Source organism: Amycolatopsis sp., assembly GCF_025464955.1.
Taxonomy (GTDB): domain Bacteria; phylum Actinomycetota; class Actinomycetes; order Mycobacteriales; family Pseudonocardiaceae; genus Amycolatopsis.
This window is the reverse complement of the sequence record NZ_JAODNM010000141.1, coordinates 41,459-64,665: the sequence shown is the minus strand read 5'-3', so window position 1 is coordinate 64,665 and position 23,207 is coordinate 41,459. Positions and strand designations below refer to the sequence as shown.

The window sequence follows — 23,207 nt, the reverse complement described above, 5'->3', positions numbered from 1 at the left end:
GTGCGCGGTACGACCGGATCCCAGGTAGAGGACGTCCTCCCGCTTTCCCCGCTGCAGCAGGGCATGGTCTTCCACGCGCTGCTCGACGAGGACGCGACGGACGTCTACACCGTGCAGGCGGTGCTCGTCCTCGACGGCCCGCTCGACGCAGAGCGCCTGCACACGGCCGCGGACGCGCTGGTGCGACGACACGCGAACCTGCGTGCCGCGTTCCGGACGCAGTCCTCGGGGCAGCATGTCCAGGTCGTTCGGCGTGCGGTCGACGTCCCGTGGCGCGTGGTGGACTTCGTCGACGACGAGCAGTTCCAACAGCTCCTCGACGACGACCGCGCGAAACCGTTCGACCTCGCCAAGCCGCCGCTGCTGCGGTTTACGCTGGTCAGCGGCCTCGGGTTGCATCGGCTGGTGCTGTCGTCGCACCACCTGCTGTGGGACGGCTGGTCGGCTCCGATCCTGGTCCGCGAGCTGCTCGCGCTTTACGCCGCGCATGGTGACGTCGCCGGGTTGCCGCGCGTCCGGCCCTATCGCGACTACCTGTCCTGGCTCGCGCGTCAAGACCGGGCAGCTGCTGAACGCGCCTGGGCCGAAGCCCTCGACGGTCTCGACGGGCCGACGCTCGTGGGCAGTGACACCCGGTCCTCGGGATTGCCCGAGCGGACCGGTTTGGTGCTTCCGGCCAAGCTGACCGACCGGCTTCACCGAGCGGCTCGCGCGCACGGGCTCACGGTGAACAGCGTCGTCCAGGGCGTCTGGTCGCTCCTGGTCGGCGGGCTGACCGGCCGGACGGACGTCGTGTTCGGCGCGACGGTGGCGGGCCGCAGCCCCGAGCTCCCCGGCGTCGAGTCCATGATCGGGATGTTCATCAACACGCTGCCCGTCCGCGTCCGCCTCGACGCCGCCGAACCGCTGTCGGAGCTGTTCGCGCGCCTCCAGTCCGAGCAGGCGGCTCTGGTCGAACACCAGCACCTCGGCCTGGCCGACGTCCAGCGAGCCGGTGGTCACGGGACGCTCTTCGACTCGCTGGTGGTGTTCGAAAGCTACCCGATGGACGCCGATGCCCTCGCCGACGTGGGTGGCCCCGGTGGACCTCGGCTTGCGGACGTTTCCGTGAGCGACGCTACGCACTACCCCCTCACCCTGCTCGTGGTCCCGGGCGACGAACTGACGGTGAACTTCGCCTACGACCCGGCTGTTCTCGCCTCTGTCGCCGTGGACCGGATCGCTCGGCGATTCGAGGACGTCCTCGGGCAGTTCGTCGACGAACCGGCGCTTCTGGCCGGACGGGTGGATCTGTTCGGGCCCGTGACGTCGACCGTCACCGAGGTCGATGTCCCCGCCACGACGTTGACCGAACTCCTTGCCGCGCAGGCAGTCCGTACCCCGGACGCGACCGCGCTCGTCTTCGGCGAGACCCGGTTGACCTACCGCGAACTGGATGTTCGCTCCACCGCGCTGGCGCGACGTCTTGCCGCTCGTGGGGTCAAGCCGGAAGTGGCCGTCGGCGTCCATTTGCAGCGGTCGCCGGAACTGGTGATCTCCTTGCTCGCGGTGCTCAAGGCCGGAGGGGCATACGTTCCCCTTGACCCGTCGTACCCTGCGGAGCGCTTGGCCTACATGGTTTCCGACGCCCGTCCGGCGGTGGTGCTCACCACGGCCGACCGCCGTTTTGAACTGTCCGATGTGGACGTTCTGTGCGTCGACGAACCGGGTCGGGACGAGGAGTCCCCCATGGACTCACCTGCGCCGCCGAACCCGGCGTACGTGATCTACACCTCGGGCTCCACCGGTCGGCCGAAGGGCGTGTCGGTACCGCATTCGGCGATTGTGAACCGGCTGTTGTGGATGCAGGACGAGTACGGCTTGACCGCCGAAGACCGGGTGCTCCAGAAGACGCCGTCGAGTTTCGACGTGTCGGTCTGGGAGTTCTTCTGGCCGCTGATCACCGGGGCGACGTTGGTGCTGGCCGCGCCGGAGGGGCACAAGGACCCGGTCTACCTCGCTTCGCTCATCGAGTCGGAGCGGATTACCACGGTCCACTTCGTACCGTCCATGCTCGCGGAGTTCCTGCGCGCGAAAGAAGCCGCGCGGTGCACAGGCCTGCGTCGGGTGCTCTGCAGCGGGGAAGCGCTCAGCCCCGAGGTCCGCGACCGCGTACGCGACGTGCTCGGCGTTCCGCTGCACAACTTGTACGGTCCGACCGAGGCCGCGGTGGACGTCACCTCGTGGGCGTGCGCGGACGAGCCCGGCCCGGTGCCGATCGGCCTGCCGGTCTGGAACACCGCGGTCCACGTGCTCGACGCGTTCCTCCGGCCGGTTCCGGCAGGGGTCGCGGGCGAGCTGTATCTCGGGGGAGTACAGCTTGCCCGCGGTTACCTCAACCGCCCGGGGCTGACCGCGTCGCGGTTCGTCGCCGACCCGTTGGGCAACGGCCGGCTCTACCGCACCGGTGACTTGGTGCGCCGGCGGTCCGATGGCGTGCTCGACTACCTCGGCCGGAGCGACGACCAGGTGAAGATCCGCGGTTTCCGGATCGAACCCGGTGAGGTCGAATCGGCGATCGCCGTCCTACCCGGGATCGCCGCCGCGGCAGTCGTGGCCCGCGCCGAAGAACACCTGTTGATCGCCTACGTCGTCTTCGACGGGACAGCCGAGCCTGATGTTCGGTCGGAACTGGGCCGGGCGCTGCCTGATCACCTCGTCCCTGCGGTGGTCGTGACACTCGACAAGCTTCCGCTCTCGCCCAGTGGGAAGCTCGACCGGCGGGCGTTGCCTGAGCCGGACTTCGCCGCGCTCACGACGTCGAACGGGGCCCGCACCCCGCGTGAGGACATCCTTTGTGGACTCTTCGCCGACATTCTCGGCGTGCCCGAGGTCGGTGTCCGTGACGACTTCTTCGCCCTCGGCGGCCAATCACTGCTCGCGACTCGGCTGGTCAGCCGGATTCGCGCCGCGCTGAACGTCGACATAGCCATCCGGGCGGTGTTCGACGCGCCGACAGTGCAGCAGCTCGCCCGCGTCCTGGACACGGGTTCGGTGCGCCCGGCCGCTGGTCCACGTCCTCGACCAACGACCATCCCGCTGTCTCCGGCACAGCGCAGCCTCTGGTTCCTGTACCGATTGGACGGGCCCAGTCCCGTCTACAACCTGCCGTTCGTCGTGCGTCTCAAGGGGACTGTCGACACCGGAGCCCTGCGGGCGGCGCTGTCGGACGTCCTCGCGCGCCACGAATCCCTGCGGACGATCTTCACCGAAGTCGACGGCACACCGCGGCAGGAGATCCTTCCGGCCGAAGAAGCGGCCTTCCGTGTCAGCGCCACCGCGGACGCTGATCTGGCCGCTCGCATTGCGGAAATCACCGCGTACGGGTTCCAGCTCGACACCGAGCCCCCGATGCGGGCCGAGCTGCTGCGGCTGGCCGACGACGAGCACGTGCTGGTCTTGCTCGTGCACCACATCGCCGGAGACGAATGGTCCGGCCGACCTTTGCTCGCAGATCTCGGCGCCGCCTACGGGGCACGGCAGCGAGGCGAAGTACTCGAACGGCGAGTTCTTCCTTTGCAGTACGCGGACTACGCGATGTGGCTGGACGAACTTCTCGGTTCAGAATCCGAAGTGGACAGTCTCGCAGCAGTCCAGCGACGCTTCTGGATCCAAAAGCTGGAGGACCTCCCTGAGGAGCTTCCGCTGCCGCTGGACCGTCCCCGCCCGCCGTCGCCGAGTCATCGCGGTGGAGTCGTCACCGGCACACTTCCGGAGACGCTGAGCGCTGCGGTGAAAAGGCTCGCCCGCGCTCGTGGGGTCAGTGAGTTGATGGTCAACCAGGCAGCCGTCGCCGTTCTGGTGAACCGCCTGGGGGCAGGCGAAGACATTCCTCTCGGTACGCCGGCCGCTGGGCGTAGCGACGAGGCGCTCGAAGACCTCGTCGGGTTCTTCGTGAACTCCTTGGTGCTGCGGACCGATCTTTCCGGGGACCCGAGCTTTCGCGAGGTGCTCAGGAGAGTGCGCGCGGCGAACCTGGACGCCTACTCGAACCAGGATCTGCCGTTCGAGCGCGTGGTGGAGGCGGTGAATCCGACGAGGTCGGCTGCCCGGCACCCCCTCTTCCAGGTCATGGTCTCCCATCGTGGGGACGTGAACGAACTTGTCCTGCCCGGTTGCACGGCGACGCCGGTCGCCGTAGCCGACGCGGCCGCGAAGTTCGACCTGTCCTTTGTGTTCGGACCGGACGAGTTCGAGATCGTCTACAGCGTCGACCTGTTCGAGCGATCCACTGTGGAAGCCTTCGCGGCACGGTTCGTGCGGCTGCTGGACGCGCTAGTGGCGACGCCCGAGCGGCCTATCGCGCTCATCGACGTTCTCGACGAGGCTGAGTACGCGCAGATCCGGCAGTGGAACGAAACGTCGATGTCCGTACCGGCGAAGACGGTGACCGAAATGGTCGAGGCGCAGGTCGCACTGACCCCCAACGCACCTGCCGTCGAATTCCACGACGCGACGTTGACCTACGCCGAGCTCAACGCCCAAGCGAACCGCCTCGCGCGGACACTCGTCGGATTCGGCGTCGGTCCCGAGCGGACTGTCGGTGTGCACTGGGAACGGTCGTTGGAGATGGTTGTCGGGTTGTTGGCGATCGAGAAGGCCGGCGGCGCGTTCGTGCCGCTCGAACCTTCGTGGCCGCCCGCCCGGATCGCGGAAGTCTGCCGGAGCGCCGACCCGACCACGATCCTGAGCGGAAAAGACCACAGTGGACCCGTTCGAGACACGGGAATTCCCGTTGTCGACGTCGACCTGTCGACTATGGACGGTGATGACACCAACTTGGACGTGGCTATTCAGCCGGAGGGGCTCGCGTACGTCATCTACACCTCCGGTTCCACGGGTGTCCCCAAGGGTGCCATGATCCGGCATCGGGCGATCACCCACCGGCTGCTGTGGCAACGGGAACTGCTCGGGTTCGGAAGCACGGACGCGGCCCTGTTCAAGGCGCCGCTCGGCTTCGACATCTCCATCAACGAGGTGTTCCTGCCGCTGGTCACCGGCGGCAGGTTGGTCATCGCCGAGCCGGACGGCGAGCGCGACATCGACTACCTGCTCGGACTCGTCGAACGGCACCGGGTGACGTTCACCTACCTGCCGTCGTCGATCCTCGACCTGCTCGTCCAGCTGCCGGACTTCGCCGTGAGAGGCCGATCTCTCAAGCATGTGTGGTGCGGGGGCGAGGTGCTCACGCCGGAGCTGTTCCATCGGTTCCGCACCCGCAGCGACGCGGTGATGTACCACGGCTACGGTCCGGCCGAGGCGACCATCGGGGTCAGCCATGTGGTCTACCGGCACGATGCCGTCCGCAGCGCGATCTCGATCGGCGCGGCCAACAGCAATACCCGCCTGCAGGTGCTCGACCGCCGCCTGTTGCCCGTGCCCGTCGGTGTGCCGGGCGAGTTGTACGCCGGCGGTGTCTACTTGGGACGCGGGTACGTCAACGATCCCACGAGGACGGCTGACCATTTCGTCGCCGACCCGTACGGTCCGCCGGGGTCGCGCCTGTACCGGACCGGCGACCTGGCCCGGCGGCAGCCGGACGGCACACTCGAGTTCCTCGGCCGTGCCGACAACCAGGTCAAGATCCGAGGCATGCGCGTGGAGCTCGAAGAGATCGAGGCCGTCCTCGAACAGCACGACGCGATTCGACGCGGTGTCGTCCTCGTCCGCGAAGACCAGCCGGGGGTCAAGCGGCTCGTCGGCTACGGGCTGGCCGGCGACACACCCGGTTTGGGTGAACAGGTTCGCGACTGGCTACGCGGACGTCTGCCCGAACACATGGTTCCGCAGGTGTTCGTCTTCTTGCCGGAATTCCCGTTGATGCCTTCGGGCAAAGTGAATCGGCGAGCGCTCCCCGAACCGGTTACCGAGGTCTCAGGTGGTGGACGTCCTCCCCGGTCGGCGACCGAGAAGGTCCTTTCGGGACTCATGGCCGAGCTGGTGCGGATTCCGGAAGTCGGGGTCGACGACAACTTCTTCTCCCTCGGCGGTGACAGCATCTTGTCGATCCAGTTGGTCAGCCGGGCGCGAGCGGCCGGAATACCGATTTCGCCGCGGCAGGTTTTCGAATTCCAGACCGTGGCCGGGATTGCGCGGGCGGTCGAGGATGCGGTGTCGATCGAGGCCGCACACACCTTGTCCGGCATCGGCGAGATTCCGCTCACGCCGATCCTGCGCTGGTGGAGCGAGCTCGGCGACCACGCCGACCGGTTACAGCAGTCCGCGTTGCTGCGGGTTCCGCCGACCGCTTCCGCGACGGCGGTGGTCGGCGTCCTCCAGTCCCTCTTGGACACCCACGACATGTTGCGGATCAGGCGTTCCGGCGAGACCTTGGAAGTCCGCCCCGCCGGGGAGGCCGACGCGTGTTCGCTCGTCGAAACGGTGAAGGTCGAGGACGGTGACCTGCGATTGTTGGTGCGTGAGCGGCATGCCGACGCGATCCGGAAACTCAACCCGACTGCGGGTTCCGTCGTGCGTGCGGTCTGGTTCGACCTTGGCGCCGGGCGCCCCGGCCGGCTGTTGCTGGTCCTGCACCACCTGGTCGTCGATGGTGTGTCGTGGCGGATCCTCGCCGAGGACCTCGGACAGGCATGGGCCGCGGGGGAACGCGACGAGCCGGTCGTGCTCGCACCGGTGGGTACCGCGTTTCGGGACTGGGCTTCGAATATCACCGAGACGGCGTCGAACCGGACATCGGAGGTTGCGCACTGGCGCGACGTCCTTGACCGGCCGCGCAAGACTTTCGGTTCCCGCGCGCTCGACTCGGAGCGGGATCTGACTTCCGCGGTCGAGCAGTTCAGTATCACTCTGTCGCCACCACAGACCTTGTCGGTGTTGACGGACGTGCCGGCTGCGTTCCGTGCGGAGGTCACCGACGTCCTGCTCGCAGCGCTCGGACTAGCGCTGGCCGAAGTGACCGGGACGACCGATGCAGTGGTCTCCCTTGAAGGACACGGGCGCGAAGAACACCTGGTCGCCGGGGCGGACCTGTCGCGCACGGTCGGCTGGTTCACCACGGTGTACCCGGTGGCACTGGAGGCCGATGCGGCCGATCCGGGCGGCACGCTCAAGCGAGTCAAGGAACAGTTGCGTGCGACGCCGGACCACGGGATCGGCTTCGGCCTGCTGCGGTATTCGGAACCAGCGCAGTTCGCGGACCTGCCATTGCCCGCGATCAGTTTCAACTACCTAGGTCGGTTCGACATGGGCGCAGCGGACGGTTTCTGGGTCCCTGCCGAGGAGTCCGACGCCCTGACCGCGGTGGATCCGGACGCTCCGGTCCAGCACAGCCTCGATGTCACGGTGGTGACCGAGGACCGAGCCGCGGGCCCGTTGTTGACAGCGACATGGTCGTGGCCGGCCGAGATCTTCAGCCGAGCCGAAATCGAGGCGCTGTCCGGTTCCTGGGTGCGGGCCCTGACCGCGCTCGCGGCACGGGATAGATCGGCCGGGCTCACGCCGTCCGACGTCCCGCTCGTGTCGGTGAACCAGGCGCAGCTGGACAAGATCGCCGCACGCTGGGCCAAGAAGGGACGGAAGTGACCAATCCGGGAACGGTCGAAGACATCCTGCCGCTGTCCCCGCTGCAGCAGGGCATGTTCTTCCACGCGCAGTTCGACGAAACCGCGACGGACGTCTACACCGTCCAATTCGTCCTCGGACTGGACGGTGACGTCGACCACGAAAGGCTGCGGAGCGCGGCGGATGCGTTGCTGGTCAGGCATCCCAACCTGCGGGCCTGCTTCGAACACGAGGACCTCGACGAGCCGGTCCAGATCGTGCTCGCCGGCGTCGAGCTGCCCTGGTCCGAAGTGGACTTGTTCGCGTCGGACGATCGGGACGCTGCCTTCGCACGGCTGCTGGCCGCCGACCGAGCCACTCGGTTCGACCTGGCCGAACCGCCCCTGATCCGGTTCCTTCTGGTCCGCTTCGGACCGCGGGAATATCGCTTGGTGCTGTCGAACCACCACATCCTGCTCGACGGATGGTCCGTTCCCCTGCTCGTTCGCGACCTCCTCGATCTCTACGCGGCGAATCCTCTGCCAACGGTGCGTCCATACCGCGATTACCTGGCTTGGCTCGCGTCGAAGGACAGTGAACAGGCGGCGGCCGTCTGGGCGTCGGCACTGGACGGCGTCACCGGCTCGACCCTCCTTGCCCCAGCGGAGCCATCCCGAGTACCGGTTCGGCCAGAGCTATACCGGCTGGAGTTTCCCGGAGAGCTGACGGCTCGGCTTTCCGCCGAGGCACGGGTCCGCGGGCTGACGATCAACACTGTCCTCCAAGGAATCTGGGGGCTGGTACTCGGCAAGCTGACCGGCCGCGACGACGTCGTGTTCGGCGCCACCGTCTCCGGCAGGCCCGCGGACCTGCCCGGAGTGGACTCCATGGTCGGGCTGTTCATCAACACCGTGCCGGTGCGCGTACGTGCCCACCCCGGCGCCACCGTTCCCGAAGTCCTCAGTGGACTCCAGCGTGACCAGGGCGGTCTGCTCGACGTCCAGTTCCTCGGCCTCAGCGAGATCCGGCGGGCCGCCGGGGTCGGGGACCTGTTCGACACGTTGGTCGTCTTCGAGAACTACCCGATCGACACCGACGCCGTCGCGCGACGGGAAGCGTCCGCCGGGCTGCGGGTCACGCCGATCGGGATCGACGACGCCACCCACTACCCGCTGACCTTGGCGGTAGCCGCCGAAAAGACCCTCACGGTGACCTTCGAATTCCGTCCGGACATCTTCGCCCGCGAGCGGATCGAGACGATCGCCGGGTACTTCCGCCGGGCGGCCGAGTCGATCGCATCCGGCGCTGAGCCGACCGTCGCGAGGCTCGACCTGCTCGGCATCGACGAACGCCGCCGCCTGCTCGGGTTCGGCACGGGCAAGCGGCTTCCTGGACTCGACGTCACTATGCCCGAGGTATTCGAAGCCCAGACCGCCCGCACGCCCGACGCCATCGCCGTGGTGTCAGGGGCGATACGATTGACATTCGCGCAGATCAACGTCCAGGCAAACCGGCTCGCCCGTGTCCTCGTCGAGCGCGGCGCCGGGCCGGAGCGGGTGGTCGCACTGGCGCTGCCGCCGGGGCCGGACGTGCTTGTCGCCATGGTGGCCGTGATGAAAGCGGGTAGCGCGTACCTGCCGCTCGACCCGGAGTGGCCCGCCGAACGACTCGACGTCATGATTTCGGACGCACGGCCGGTCGTCGTCCTCCGTGAAATGCCCGCTACCGATGGCGTCTCGGGGGACGATTTCGTGGGACCGGCCAAACCGGACAATCCCGCGTACGTCATCTACACCTCGGGGTCGACCGGTAAGCCGAAGGCAGTCGTGGTCTCGCACCGGTCGATCGTGAACCTGCTGGTCAGCCATCGGGACGCGTTGTTCGAGCCGGCGTCGCGTGCGGCGGGTGGCCGGCCGTTGCGCGTCGGGCACGCGTGGCCGATGGTCTTCGACGCATCCTGGCAGCCGATGCTGTGGATGTTCGCCGGGCACGAACTGCACCTCGTCCCACCGGATGTCCGTCGGGACGCCGACGAGGTGCGGGCCTTCCTCGCCGCACACCGCATCGAGTTCATCGAGCTGTCGCCGTCGTTGCTTGGAGAGGTCGTGGCCGAGCCAGGCTGGCGCGGCGAACTCAAGGTGCTCGGCGTCGGTGGTGAAGCCGTGCCGCTGGCGTTGTGGCAGCGGCTGCGGGAAACCGACGGTCTCACTGTCTACAACCTCTACGGTCCGACGGAGTGCACTGTGGACTCCGCGGCTTGTGAGTTCGGTGAAGGCGTGCGGCCATCGATCGGTTCGCCGGTCGGCAACGCCCGAGCGTACATTTTGGACATCCGACTCGGCCACTGCCCGGTCGGTGTCTCCGGTGAGCTGTACATCGCGGGCGCGGGCCTCGCGCGCGGCTATCTCGGTCAGGCGGCGGTGACCTCCGGCCGGTTCGTGGCCGACCCGTTCGGCGGGCCCGGCGCGCGGATGTATCGCAGCGGCGACGTCGCGAGGTGGACCGCCGACGGCCTGATCGACTGCCTCGGCCGGGTCGACGACCAGGTCAAGATCCGCGGCTTCCGGGTCGAACCCGGCGAGATCGAAGCCGTCCTCCTGCGTGACGTGCGCGTCACCCGAGCCGCCGTGGTGGTCCGAGAGGATGCACCAGGCGCCCGGCGATTGGTGGCGTACGTCGTGGCAAGCGGGACCGAGGGCCTGCGCGAGCTGGTCGCGGACGCTTTGCCGGAGTACATGGTCCCGGCCGCGGTACTTGCCGTGGCCGGCTTCCCCCTGACGCACAACGGAAAGCTCGACACCGAGGCGTTGCCGTCACCAGAGCGCACGGGCTGGGTCGTGGCTCCGCGAACCGAACTGGAAACCCGGCTGACCACGTTGTTCGCCGAAGTCCTCGGCCTCGACGAGGTCGGGATCGACGACAGCTTCTTCGCCCTCGGCGGTGACAGCATCGTGTCGATGCGGCTGGTCAGCAAGGCGCGTTCCGCCGGGCTGCGGTTCTCCCCGCGTGACGTGTTCGATCGGCGCACAGTGGCGGGTCTCGCACTGGCCACACAGGACGCCGCGCCGCGAGTCTCCCGAGTCCCCGACGCGGGCGTCGGGGAGATCCCGCTGACGCCGATGCTTGTCTGGCTCGCGAACCAAGCCTCACCGTACGGCCGCCTGAGCCAGGCGCGGTTCCTGTGCACCCCGGCGGAACTGGACGAATCCACTTTGCTCACGCTGGCGCAGACCATGCTCGACCGGCACGACGTGCTGCGTTCGTCGTTCCGGCGATCGTCCGAAGGGGACTGGACGTTCACCTCCGCACCTGCCGGAACGGTGTCTGCGGGCGACGTCGTGCGCACGATCGACGTCCGAGGACTCGGCTTCGACGAGATCGCGGCGCGGCTGCCCGCGGTCCTGGAGGAGGCATTGGCCGAACTGGCCCCGGCGAGCGGCGAGATGGCTCGCTTTGTCTGGTTCGACACTGGGGCCGAAGGACGCCTCCTGATCCTGTTGCACCACCTGGTTGTCGATGGTGCGTCATGGGGTGTGCTCGTTCCTGAACTGGCCGAAGACTGGGATCTGCTGCGACGCGGCGAACCCCTGCCCACATACGACGGCACGTCGTTCCGCGAATGGGCGATCGGACTCGCGGACGCGGCCAAGGCCCGGGTGTCCGAAGTGGATCTCTGGCGGGAAATCCTGTCCGGCCCCGACCCGGTTTTGGGAACACGACGGCTCGATCCCGTAGCCGACACGCGCGCCACCATGCTCGCCACCCGGACTTCGCTCGACCCGGTCGTCACCACGGCTTTGCTCACGGTGATCCCCGAGCAACATGGCGTGCCCGTCGACGCCGTCCTGCTGACCGGGTTGGCGCTGGCTGTCGCGCGTTGGCGGGGCGACACCGACGACAGCTCACTCCTCCTCGCGCTGGAGAGCCATGGCCGTGAGGAGCAGGTCGTACCGGGCGCGGAGCTGTCTGGCACAGTCGGCTGGTTCACCAGTGTGTTCCCGGTCCGGGTCGACCCCGGAGACATCGAACGTGACGGTACGGGCAAGGGCCTGCTGCGAGTTGCCGAGCAGCTCACCGTGCCGGACAAGGGAATCGGGCACGGGCTGCTGCGGTATCTGAATCCGGACACCGCTTCCGAACTGGAGGCGTTACCCGAGCCGCAACTCGAGTTCAACTACCTCGGGCGGTTGACCGTCGGCGAGCGTGAGGGCAGGCCCTTCTCGGGTGCGCCCGAGACCGGCGCGATGGGCGGCGGTGTCGACGCGGAGATGCCCGCGCCCTACTGCCTGGTGCTCAACGTGCTCGTGCGCGATCTGCCCGCCGGACCGGTGCTGGAGGCCGACTGGCAATGGCCGGGCGCGCTCTTCACCGAGGACCGGATCCGTGAACTGTCCCGTGAATGGTTCGCCGCGCTGGAGCTACTGACGAAAGGTGACCTCCGATGAACGCCGACATGGCGGCCCGGCGGCGGGAACTGATGCGGCGACGGCTCGCTCAGGCCGGCCTGAAAACGGCCGGGCAGATCCCGAAGCGCGAGAGCGACGAGAACCTGCCGCTGTCGTTCGCGCAGTCGCGGATGTGGTTTCTACAGCAGCTGGAACCGCTCAGCGCCGCCTACAACGTCTGCTTGTCGATCGCCCTGCGTGGCACTCTTGACGTGGCCGCGTTGCAGCGGTCGTTCCAGCGACTGGTGTCTCGGCACGAAATCCTGCGCACGCGTTATGTCCCGGGCGCCGACGGCGATCCGAAACAGATCGTCGACGCGTACTCGGTCGTGACCATGCGCCGGACCGATGTGCGCCGACTCCCGGTGGACAAGCGTGAGGCACTCGTCGTCTCGCTCGCGCGCGAAGAGTCCGGTGGGGCGTTCGACCTCGAACATGACCACCCGATGCGCCTTAGGCTGCTGCAGCGGGGGGAGGACGACTTCGTCCTGATCCTGGTTGTGCACCACATCGCTTGGGACGGCTTTACGTTCAACGCATTGTCGCGGGACCTCAGCGCGCTCTATCGCGAGGACACGACCGGTCGTCCGTCCGGTTTGGAGCCACTGCCTGCGCAGTACGCGGACTTCGCGGTGTGGCAGCGGGGGATGCTGACCGAAGCGAAGGTCGACGAGGGGCTCGGCTACTGGCGCCGCGCGCTGGACCCGTTGCCTGAGCCGCTTTCGCTACCCGTAGACGCCGCACGCACCGCAACGCCGTCGTCGGCAGGTGACCGTCGGTTCCGGACGTTCGCCCCCGCGGTGACCGACCGGATCACCGCCTTCGCCAAGGAAACCGGCGCGACGCCGTTCATGGTGGTGTTCGCCGGTTATGCCGCGATTCTGCACCGCTACACCGGCGCGACCGACGTCGGAATCGGTTCGCTGTCGATGAACCGGGACGTCGGCGAGCTGGAACGGCTGATCGGCAACTTCGGCAACACACTGGTCCTGCGTGCGGACCTCACGGGCGACCCGGCGTTCGCCGAGCTCGTCGGCCGCGTCCGCCAGGTCTGCACCGACGGATATGCCCACCAGGACATGCCGTTCGACGTGCTCGTGGAGCGGCTCCGGCCGCCGCGTCAGCCAGGGCGGTCAGTGCTGTTCGACGTTATGTTGCTGTTCTTGACCCAGGGCCTGCAAGGACTCGATTTCCCTGGGGTCCGGGCTGACTGGGAGACCGTCCACAACGACACGACCCAGTTCGATCTCGCACTGGAAGCCTTCTTGACCGGCGGTCGGCTGCGGATGGAGGCGACTTACCGCAGCGAGCTGTTTCACGCGGACACGATCGACCGGTTCCTGGCCCACCTGGAAAGTCTGCTCGCGGCCGCCTTATCCGAACCGGACCGTCCGATCGGGACCTTGGACGTCCTGTCGTCGGCCGAGCTGGAACAGGTTCTTGTCGACTGGAACCGGACGGACGAACCGATCGCCGAGGCGACCTTGGTGTCCATGATGGACGACCAGGTCGTGCGCACACCCGATGCGGTCGCGGTGTCGTTCGAAGGCCGGCGGCTTACCTACGGTGAACTCGACCGGCGCGCGTGGGTCCTGGCAGGCGTCCTTGCCGCACGCGGCGCAGGTCCGGAGTCGATCGTCGGCGTCGCGCTCAACCGGGGCATCGAACTTGTGGTCGCTCTCGTCGCTGTGCTGAAGACTGGAGCCGCGTACCTGCCATTGGACCCGTCCTATCCGGCCGAACGGCTCGCGTTCATGATCGCCGATGCGGCTCCTGTCGTCGTCATGACCGAAGCTGGGACCCCTGCCGCGTTGTCCGATGTAGATACTCCGCTGTTGTTCGTGGACGAGCCGCTGCCCGTCGAGTCCGGCGCACTCGTGAATCCCGTACCGGCGAACCCGGCCTACGTGATCTACACCTCGGGTTCGACGGGCCGTCCGAAGGGCGTGGTGGTACCGCATTCGGGGATCGTCAACCGGCTTCGCTGGATGCAGGCCGAGTACGGCCTGACCAGCGATGACCGAGTGCTCCAGAAGACACCGTCGAGTTTCGACGTGTCGGTGTGGGAGTTCTTCTGGCCGCTGATCACCGGCGCCGGGCTGGTGCTCGCGAAGCCGGACGGTCACCGCGACCCGTCCTACCTGGCCGCGTTGATCGAAACCGAACGAGTCACCACCATCCACTTTGTCCCGTCGATGCTGCGGGCCTTCGTCGAGCGGGACGACGTTCGGGGGAATTCCTCCTTGCGGCGGGTGTTGTGCAGCGGCGAGGCCTTGCCGTCGGATCTTGCGCGCCGCGCGCAGGCTGTCCTCGGCGCGGAGGTGCACAACCTCTATGGCCCGACCGAGGCGTCGGTCGACGTGACGTCGTGGCCTGCCGTTGAGGGCGTTGATTCGCCTGCCGGTTCCGTCCCGATCGGACGTCCGGTGTGGAACACCCGGGTGTACGTGCTGGACGGCTTCCTGCGTCCGGTGCCGGTCGGTGTCCCCGGTGAGCTGTACCTCGCGGGGCCGCAGTTGGCACGTGGCTACCTGAACCGGCCAGGCTTGACCGCGTCGAGGTTTGTCGCCGATCCCTTCGGCTGCGGCGTGCTCTATCGCACCGGTGACCTGGTCCGCTGGCGTGGAGACGGGGTACTCGAGTTCCTCGGCCGGGACGACGGACAGGTCAAGATCCGCGGCTTCCGCGTGGAGTTGGGTGAGGTCGAGGCCGCGCTGATCGCGCTCGACAACGTCACGGCCGCGGCCGTAGTCGCCCGGGAACTACAGCAACAGCTGGTCGGATACGTCATCGGGAAGACCGGTCTCGATCCCGTTCTGGTGCGCCGGCAACTCGCTGCGACACTGCCGGACCACCTGATCCCTTCGGTGATCACGGTCCTCGCCGAGCTGCCGCTGACCCCGAGCGGCAAATTGGACCGCCGAGCCCTGCCTGAACCGGACTTCGGTGGATCCGCCGACAGCGGGGAACCGTCGTCCCGTGAAGAGGAAGTCCTGTGTGGCCTGTTCGCCGAACTGCTCGGCGTGCCGAGAGTAGGCGTCGACGAAGACTTCTTCGCGCTCGGCGGGCATTCGATCATGGCTATGCGCCTGGCCGGCCGTATCCGCGCCGAACTCGGCGTGGAACTGCAGCTGCGCGCGGTGTTCGATGCGGCGACCCCGGCCAGGATCGCCGCCGCACTGAGCGGGGGAGGCCGTCGCCGCCCGGCATTGGTCCCGATGGCACGTCCGCGACGGCTGCCGCTTTCCTTCGCACAGCAACGGCTCTGGTTCCTCTACCGGATGGAAGGCCCGAGCCCGACGTACAACGTCCCGTTCGCCTTGCGCCTCGACGGGCCGTTGGACGTCGGCGCGCTGCGTGCGGCGCTCGGTGACGTCGTCGCCAGGCACGACGTGCTGAGGACGATCTATCCGGAGTTCGAAGGCAGGCCGTTCCAGCAGGTACTCAACCGTGCGCCCGGACTCACCGAGGTGTGTTTGTCCGAGGACTCACTGGTGGGCCAACTGCGTGATGCGGCCCGCCACGCGTTCGCCTTGGACAGTGAGCCGCCATTGTCGGTCAAGTTGTTCACGGTCGACACCGGCTCGTGCGTGTTGTCGCTGCTGACTCATCACATCGCGGGCGACGGCTGGTCGGGGGAGCGGTTGGTGGCCGACCTTTCGACGGCGTACGCGGCCCGGCTGAACGGCAGGCGTCCCGATTGGACACCCCTGCCCGTGCAATATGCGGACTACTCGCTATGGCAGCGTGAACTGCTCGGCGAGCAGGCTGACTCACGCAGTCTCGCCGCCGAACAGCAGGAGTTCTGGTCGACAGCGCTGTCCGAGCTGCCCGATGAGCTCACGCTACCGGTGGACAGGCAGCGTCCATCGAAGCCAAGTTTCTCCGGCGACGCGGTGAAATTCACTCTTTCACCCGAAACCCAAGATGCGCTACGGACGCTGGCGAGGGCTGCCGGCGCGACGGTGTTCATGACCCTGCAGGCCACCGTTGCGGCATTGCTCAACCACCTCGGCGCGGGTGAGGACATCCCGCTCGGTACGCCCGTCGCCGGCCGATCGGACCCCGCGCTCGACGGACTGGTCGGGTTCTTCGTGAACACACTGGTCCTGCGCAACGACCTCAGCGGGGATCCGACATTCCGCCGGCTGCTCGACCGCGTCCGCGAGACCGATTTGGACGCGTATGGCCACCAGGACCTGCCGTTCGAGCGGCTGGTCGAGGCGCTGAACCCGATACGCTCACTGGCCAAGCACCCGCTCGTCCAGGTCATGCTCGCCTACCAGCAGGTCTCCCGATCGGCGGCGCCCTTCGGAACCGCGTCGCTCCGAGAGGAACGAATCGACTTCTACGCCGCGCGGCTGGATCTTTCGTTCCACCTCTTCGAGTACGACGACTCGGACGGCATTGACGGCTGGCTCGTCTACAGCCGCGACCTGTTTGACAAGTCCACTGTGGAGGGTTTTGCTACCCGGCTCGTCCGACTCATCGAAACCTGGGCCGCGCGGCCGGACCTTCCACTGTCCCGGACGACAGTGCTGACTCCGTTGGAGCGCAGTTCGCTGCTGGTCGGTCGCAACGACACGGACCGGCCGACGACCGACGAGACGCTGGTCGACCTGGTCGAGGCGCAGATCGTCCGCACCCCGGACGCCACCGCGGTTCTCTTCGAAGGTGACGAGGTCAGTTACGGCGAGCTCAACCGGCGTGCGAACCGGCTCGCCGGCCTACTGCGCGCCAAGGGCGTCGGCCCCGAGCGTGTGGTCGCGGTCGCCGTGCCACGTTCGATCGACCTGGTCGTCACCCTGCTGGCGATCCTCAAGGCAGGCGGCGCGTACTTGCCGCTCGACGTCGACTACCCGCTGGAGCGGCTCGAGTTCATGGTTGCCGACGCCGCTCCGGTGCTGGTCGTGACCACTACGGACGGTCCAAGTGGACTGGGCGCGCCCACCTTGGTGCTCGGCGAATCCCTCGCTGACCAGCTGGACGACAACCAGCCGTCCAGCGTCACCTCGGCAAACCCGGCGTACGTCATCTACACCTCGGGTTCGACCGGCCGCCCCAAGGGCGTGGTCGTGCCGCATTCGGGGATCGTCAACCGGATCCGGTGGATGCAGGCGGAATACGGCCTGACCGGCGACGATCGCGTGCTCCAGAAGACACCGTCGAGTTTCGACGTGTCGGTGTGGGAGTTCTTCTGGCCGTTGACCACCGGCGCGGGACTGGTGATGGCCAAACCAGGCGGACACCGGGACCCGGAGTACTTGGACGAGGTCATCGAGGCGGCACGCGTCACGACTGTCCACTTCGTCCCGTCAATGCTTCGGGCGTTCGTCGGGCGCGAAGGCGTCGGCCGGTTGCCAACGCTCCGCAGCGTGCTGTGCAGCGGGGAAGCTCTGCCGTCGGGCTTGGCGCGGCAGGCGGCTGAGGCTCTCGGTACCGGAGTGCACAACTTGTACGGCCCGACTGAGGCTTCGGTCGACGTGACGTCGTGGGCTGCCGCGGGCGACTTCGGCGAAGGCTCTGTTCCGATCGGACGTCCCGTGTGGAACACCCGGGTGTACGTACTGGACAGGTACTTGCGGCCGGTCGCGCCCGGGGTCGCGGGCGAGCTCTACCTCGGCGGCGTGCAGCTGGCCCGGGGTTACCTGGGCCGGGCCGGGCTGACCGCGTCGCGGTTCGTCGCCGACCCGTTCTGTGCTGACTCCTTTGGTGGCGGCCGGTTGTACCGGACCGGGGACGTCGTCCGCTGGAACCATGCCGGTGCGCTCGAGTTTCTCGGCCGGGGCGACGACCAGGTCAAGATCCGCGGCTTCCGGGTGGAACTCGGCGAGATCGAATCCGCGGTCGAGCGGCTCACCGGAGTGGGCCGAGCCGTGGTCGTCGCGCAGCCTGCCGAGCAGCGCCTCGTCGCCTACGCCGTGGCCACGCCCGATTCCGTCCTCGATCCGCTTTCGTTGCGCCGTGAGCTGACATCCACACTGCCCGAGTACATGGTGCCCGCCGCGATCGTCGTGCTCGACGACGTCCCCCTGACACCGAGCGGCAAGGTGGATCGCCGTGCGTTGCCGGAGCCTGATTTCGCCGGGCTCACGGGTTCAGCCCGACCGCGCACCGAACGCGAGTCGCTCCTGTGTGGACTGTTCGCTGACACGTTGCGGCTGGCCGAGATCGGTGTCGATGACAGCTTCTTCGAGCTGGGCGGAGACAGTATCGTGTCGGTTCAGCTCGTCAGCCTCGCCCGCAAAGCCGGGTTGGTGTTGAGTCCGCGTCAGGTATTCGAACACCGCACGCCGGCAGCGCTCGCGGCCGTGGCGGCGGAGCTGGCGGAATCCGGCGCCGAGCCGGTCGAGCTGGCGCTGGGCCGGATCGCCCCGACTCCGATCATGTGCTGGGCCACCGGCGAAGACGGTGGATTCGGCGGTTTGAGCCAAGCTGCCTTGCTCGTCGAACCTGACGGACTCACCGACGCTGAGTTGGTCAGCGTCCTGCAGTCCATTCTTGACCGCCACGACGTGCTGCGATCGCGCTGGGACGACGTCGTCGGCGGATTGGTCGTGCCCGCACCGGGTTCGGTGGACGCGCGCGACGTGATCAATGCCGCGCGCGGGAACGATGTGGACGCGGAAGTGGCCGCCTCCCGGGACCGACTGTCACCCGGTGCCGGCCGCATGGTCGACGTCGTCCGGCTGCGGCCCGGCCGGGTACTGATCGTCGCCCATCACCTGGTCGTCGACGGCGTGTCCTGGCGGATCCTGACCGACGACCTAGCGCGAGCGTGGAGCCAGGTGGCCGCCGGCCGGAACCCGGCGCTCGCCCGCAGCGGCACGTCGTTCCGAGGCTGGGGCGCGGCACTTGCCGAAGAACCGGAGCGCAGGCTCGGCGAGGTCGAGCTGTGGCGCGGCGTGCTCGACGGTGCCCAGCGGGTGTTCGAACCCGGTGAGGCGACCGCGTCCGACGTGCGCGAGAGGGAGTTGGTGTTGAGCGCGGCGGACACCGCGCCACTGCTGACCGGGGTCTTTCAGTCAGGCGTGCACGAGGTCCTGCTCAGCGGCCTGGCCGCCGCACTTGCGACCTGGCGGCGGGACCGCGGGCTGCCCGGCGGGGACGTGGTAGTCGCAGTCGAGGGACATGGCCGTGAGGAGCAGCTTGCGGAGGGGACGGACCTGTCCTCGACCGTCGGCTGGTTCACCACCCTCTACCCCGTTCGGCTCGCGGTGTCGACGGCCGAGGCCGCCGGTCTTTTCGCCGGCGCGGAGTCAGCGGGTGACTTCGTCAAGCGCACCAAGGAAACGCTGCGCGCCCTGCCGGATCACGGGCTCGGATACGGGGTGTTGCGGCATCTCACCGACGGACTTGACGGGCTCGGCGAACCGGGCATCGTCGTCAACTACCTGGGCCGGGTGCGGACCGGCGAGTCGGTGCCGTGGTCGTTCGCCCCGGAGGCGCCGATGCTGCGGGTACCGCCACGTGGTGACCGGAAGGTCCACTTCGGACTGGAGATCAACGCCACGGTCATCGGGAAGGAACTCCACATCGGACTGTCCTCCGTGGACGACGTGGACGACTTGATCGTGTTGCTGCGTCGCGCGCTGGAAGGCATTGCGAGACACGTGACGGAGACCGGGTCGGGCGGCTACACGCCGTCGGACCTGTCGCTGGTCTCGGTCACACAGGAAGACCTGGACGAGTTCGAGGACGATTTGGAGCAGCGCACGTGGTGAGCGAAAAGCCGACAGCCGACGAACTCCTGAGCGAGGTCACCGCACTGCTTGGGACCGAGGCCGAGGCGTTGACCGACAGCGACAGCCTCATCGAATGGGGCCTGGACTCGATTCAGCTGATGCGGGTCGCGAACCAGTGGCGGCGTCGCGGGGTCAAGATCGGGTTCGCCCAGTTGGCCAGGCGACCGACGCTCGGAGAGTGGCGCGAACTGCTCACCGCTCAGCTCGGTGAACCCGTCGCGGAACCCCGGGCGCCCGCTTCGGTGGTCGACGAGGACGCGCCGTTCGGGCTGGCGCTGATGCAGCACGCGTACTGGATCGGGCGGGACGAAGAGACCGCGCTCGGGTCCGTGGCGGCGCACCTCTACGTCGAGTTCGACGGCCGCGACGTCGACGCGGACCGGCTCGAGCGCGCGGTCGAAGCTCTTGTGGAGCGGCACGGGATGCTGCGCGCCGCGTTCGGAGACGATGGCAGGCAGCGGATCCTCGCGCGGCGGCTGCAGCCTGCCGTGGTGGTCAACGATCTCCAGGACCGTGCTGACGCTGAGGACGCGCTCGAAGCGATCCGGCAGTCTGCGTCTCACGCGCGGCTCGACGTCGCCGCGGGCGAAGTCTTCCGCGTGCAGCTTTCGTTACTGGCGGAGGGGCGCACCCGGTTGCACGTAGATGTCGACATGCTCGCCGCCGACGCGCTGAGCTACCGGGTGCTGCTTTCGGACCTGGCTGCGTTCTATTCCGGTGACCGAATCCCGGAAGCGATCGCGTACAGCTACCCGCGTTACCTGGCCGAGCGCGAGCCGGCGCGCAAGCAGAGCCGCGAGACGGCTCGCGAGTACTGGCAGCAGCGGATTCCTGAGCTGCCGAGCGCGCCCGACCTGCCGCTGGCACTCGACTCGGCCGGCTCGACGCTGGTCACGCGCCGGCATCAGTGGCTGGCGCCGGACGGGAAGAAGAGCCTGGCCGCGCGGGCGCATCGGCACGGGCTGACGCCGGCAATGGCTGTCGCGTCGGCGTTCGCCGAGACCCTCGCCGCGTGGAGTGCGCAGCCGCGGTTCCTGCTGAACCTGCCCATGTTCGACCGCGAGAGCACCCACGCGGACGTCGGCAAGCTCGTCGGCGACTTCACCGGATCGGTACTGCTCGACGTCGACCTGTCCGCACCCGGGTCCTTTGTGGATCACGCGCGGTCGCTGCAGGACCGGATGCACGCGGATGCCGAACACGCGGAGTACTCCGGAGTCGAGGTGCTGCGGGATCTGTCCCGGCATCAGGCGGAGCAGGTGCTGGCTCCGGTCGTGTTCACCAGCGCGCTCAACCTCGGCGAGCTGTTCGGCGCGGATGTCCGCGCGAACTTCGGCGAGCCGGTGTGGATCATCTCGCAGGGCCCGCAGGTGCTGCTGGACGCACAGGTGACCGAGGTCGACAACGGGCTGCTGATCAACTGGGACGTGCGGGAAAACGCGTTTCCGCCAGGGATGGTCGACGAGATGTTCGCCGCGTTCCATACCCTCGTCACCCGGCTCGGTCAGGACGACAGCGTCTGGGATCTGCCCGTGGCCGCCGAGCTGCCGACCGCGCAAGCTGAGGTTCGGACGAAGGCCAACGCGACGGCGGGTGTGCGCAGTGGACGGTTACTTCAGGACGGGTTCTTCGCCTTTGCGGAGCGTGTACCCGAGGCCCCGGCTGTTTTGTGGGGTGCCGACGGCGAACTGTCCTATGGCGAGCTCGCCGACCGTGCGTTGCGTATCGCCAAGACGTTGCGGGATAAGGGAGTAGCACCCGACGACACCGTCGCAGTCAGTCTGCCGAAGGGGCCGGGCCAGGTCGCGGCGGTGCTTGGCGTGCTGGCGGCCGGCGCTGCTTACGTGCCCATCGGTGTCGACCAGCCTTCGGCCCGCCGGGATCGCATCCGCCGCATTGCCGGGTTCCGGATCGCGCTCACTGATGGTACGGCTATCGACGGCGTCGAGACTGTGTCCATTTCGGACGCGGTCGAGTCCTCGGCCTTGGCGGCTCCGGTGCGGGTGGGGGAGGAGGACATCGCTTACGTGCTGTTCACCTCCGGGTCCACCGGAGAGCCCAAGGGGGTCGAAGTGCCGCACCGGGCGGCGATGAACACCATCGACGATCTGAACGAGCGGTTCGCCGTCTCCCCGGACGACCGGTGTCTCGGAGTGTCCGCTTTGGACTTCGACCTGTCGGTGTTCGACCTGTTCGGACTCCTGTCCGCCGGTGGCGCTGTGGTTCTGGTCGGTGAGGAGGACAAACGCGACGCGCGTCAGTGGGCCGAACTGGTCGCGGCTCGGGGTGTGACGCTGGTGAACTGCGTGCCCGCGCTGCTGGACATGCTGCTCACCGCGGCGCGCCCGGGTGAGCTGGCCGGGCTGCGGACGGTACTGCTCGGTGGCGACCTGGTCGGGACGGACCTGCCGGACCGGGTAGTCGCGCAGGCGCCCGGGTGCCGGTTCGCGGGGCTCGGCGGGACGACCGAAACGGCCATCCACTCGACGGTGTGTGAGGTCCGTTCGGTGCCGTCGAACTGGCGCTCGGTGCCGTACGGGACGCCGTTGCGGAACGTGGTGTGCCGCGTCGTCGATGTTCACGGCCGCGACTGCCCGGACTGGGTCAGTGGCGAACTGTGGCTCGGCGGCGACGGCGTCGCGCGCGGTTATCGCGGCGATCCCGACCGCACCGCCGACCGGTTCGTCGAGCGGGGCAGCACGCGTTGGTACCGCACCGGTGACCTCGCGCGCTACTGGCCGGACGGGACGCTGGAGTTCCTCGGCCGCCGCGACCATCAGGTGAAGGTGCGCGGGGTGCGGATCGAGCTCGGCGAGGTCGAGGCGGCGCTGGCGGAGCATCCGGGTGTGCGTCGCGGGGTGGCGGGCGTGTCCGGCAACCAGCTTGTCGCCGCTATTGCCGGCGACGTGGATGGGGAGCAGGTCCGCGAGTGGATCCGGACGCAACTGCCGCCGCACATGGTTCCGTCGCGGATCGTCGTGCTCGACGACGTCCCGTTGACCGCCAACGGCAAGGTCGACCGCCGCGCGGTCGCGTCTGCCTGGGCGTCGGAGGAGTCCGACTCATACGCGGCGCCGGTCAGCGCGCTCGAACAGGTCGTCGCCAAGGTGTGGGCCGACGTCCTCGAAGTTGACCGCGTGGGGCTCGACGACCCGTTTTTCGGGCTGGGCGGGGATTCCGTGCTGGCGACCATGATCGTCGGCCGGCTGCGCGAAGCCCTGGACACCGCGGAAGTGTCGGTGCGGACGCTGTTCTCGACGCTGACCGTCGGCGGCATGGCTCAGCGCCTGTCGGCCGAGGAAACCGTCCCCGGCCGTTTCGACCAGGTCGCGGAGATCTATCTGGAGATCGACGCCCTGTCCGCCGAAGAACTGGATTCCGAACTCCAAGAATCCTGAGGCCACCGAGGGCACGCGTCCCACCACGCCTCCTTAGCGGTCTCTTAGTTTCGAATAGACCGCAAGTCGACGGCGAGTTG

At 68.0% G+C, this 23,207-nt stretch carries 4 protein-coding genes; all 4 read left to right on the top strand.

Features of this window, described 5'->3' with window-relative positions; all coding sequences use genetic code 11:
• From JWQ81_RS36950 to JWQ81_RS36935, 4 genes are read left to right on the top strand one after another with little or no spacing between them, the layout of a single operon-like run.
• Positions 1 to 7,581 (top strand): non-ribosomal peptide synthetase, encoded by a 7,581-nt coding sequence (locus JWQ81_RS36950; protein ID WP_297549057.1) that lies wholly within the window; start codon positions 1 to 3, stop codon positions 7,579 to 7,581.
• Positions 7,578 to 11,984, top strand: a complete 4,407-nt coding sequence (locus JWQ81_RS36945) for an amino acid adenylation domain-containing protein (RefSeq protein WP_297549055.1) — start codon at positions 7,578 to 7,580, stop codon at positions 11,982 to 11,984. Before JWQ81_RS36950 ends, JWQ81_RS36945 begins: the two co-directional genes overlap by 4 nt.
• On the top strand, positions 11,981 to 19,708 hold the full coding sequence (locus JWQ81_RS36940) for a non-ribosomal peptide synthetase (protein WP_297549053.1): 7,728 nt from the start codon (positions 11,981 to 11,983) through the stop codon (positions 19,706 to 19,708). The genes JWQ81_RS36945 and JWQ81_RS36940 overlap by 4 nt, the downstream gene beginning before the upstream one ends.
• Positions 19,702 to 23,127 carry an amino acid adenylation domain-containing protein gene (locus JWQ81_RS36935; protein ID WP_297549052.1) on the top strand — a complete coding sequence of 1,142 codons (3,426 nt, stop codon included), beginning with the start codon at positions 19,702 to 19,704 and terminating at the stop codon, positions 23,125 to 23,127. The genes JWQ81_RS36940 and JWQ81_RS36935 overlap by 7 nt, the downstream gene beginning before the upstream one ends.
• Positions 23,128 to 23,207 lie beyond the last annotated feature (80 nt).

What these genes read in the sequence shown, in the direction of transcription:
- JWQ81_RS36940 (WP_297549053.1), top strand. Translation starts at nt 11,981, where the DNA reads ATGAACGCCGACATGGCGGCCCGGCGGCGGGAACTGATGCGGCGACGG.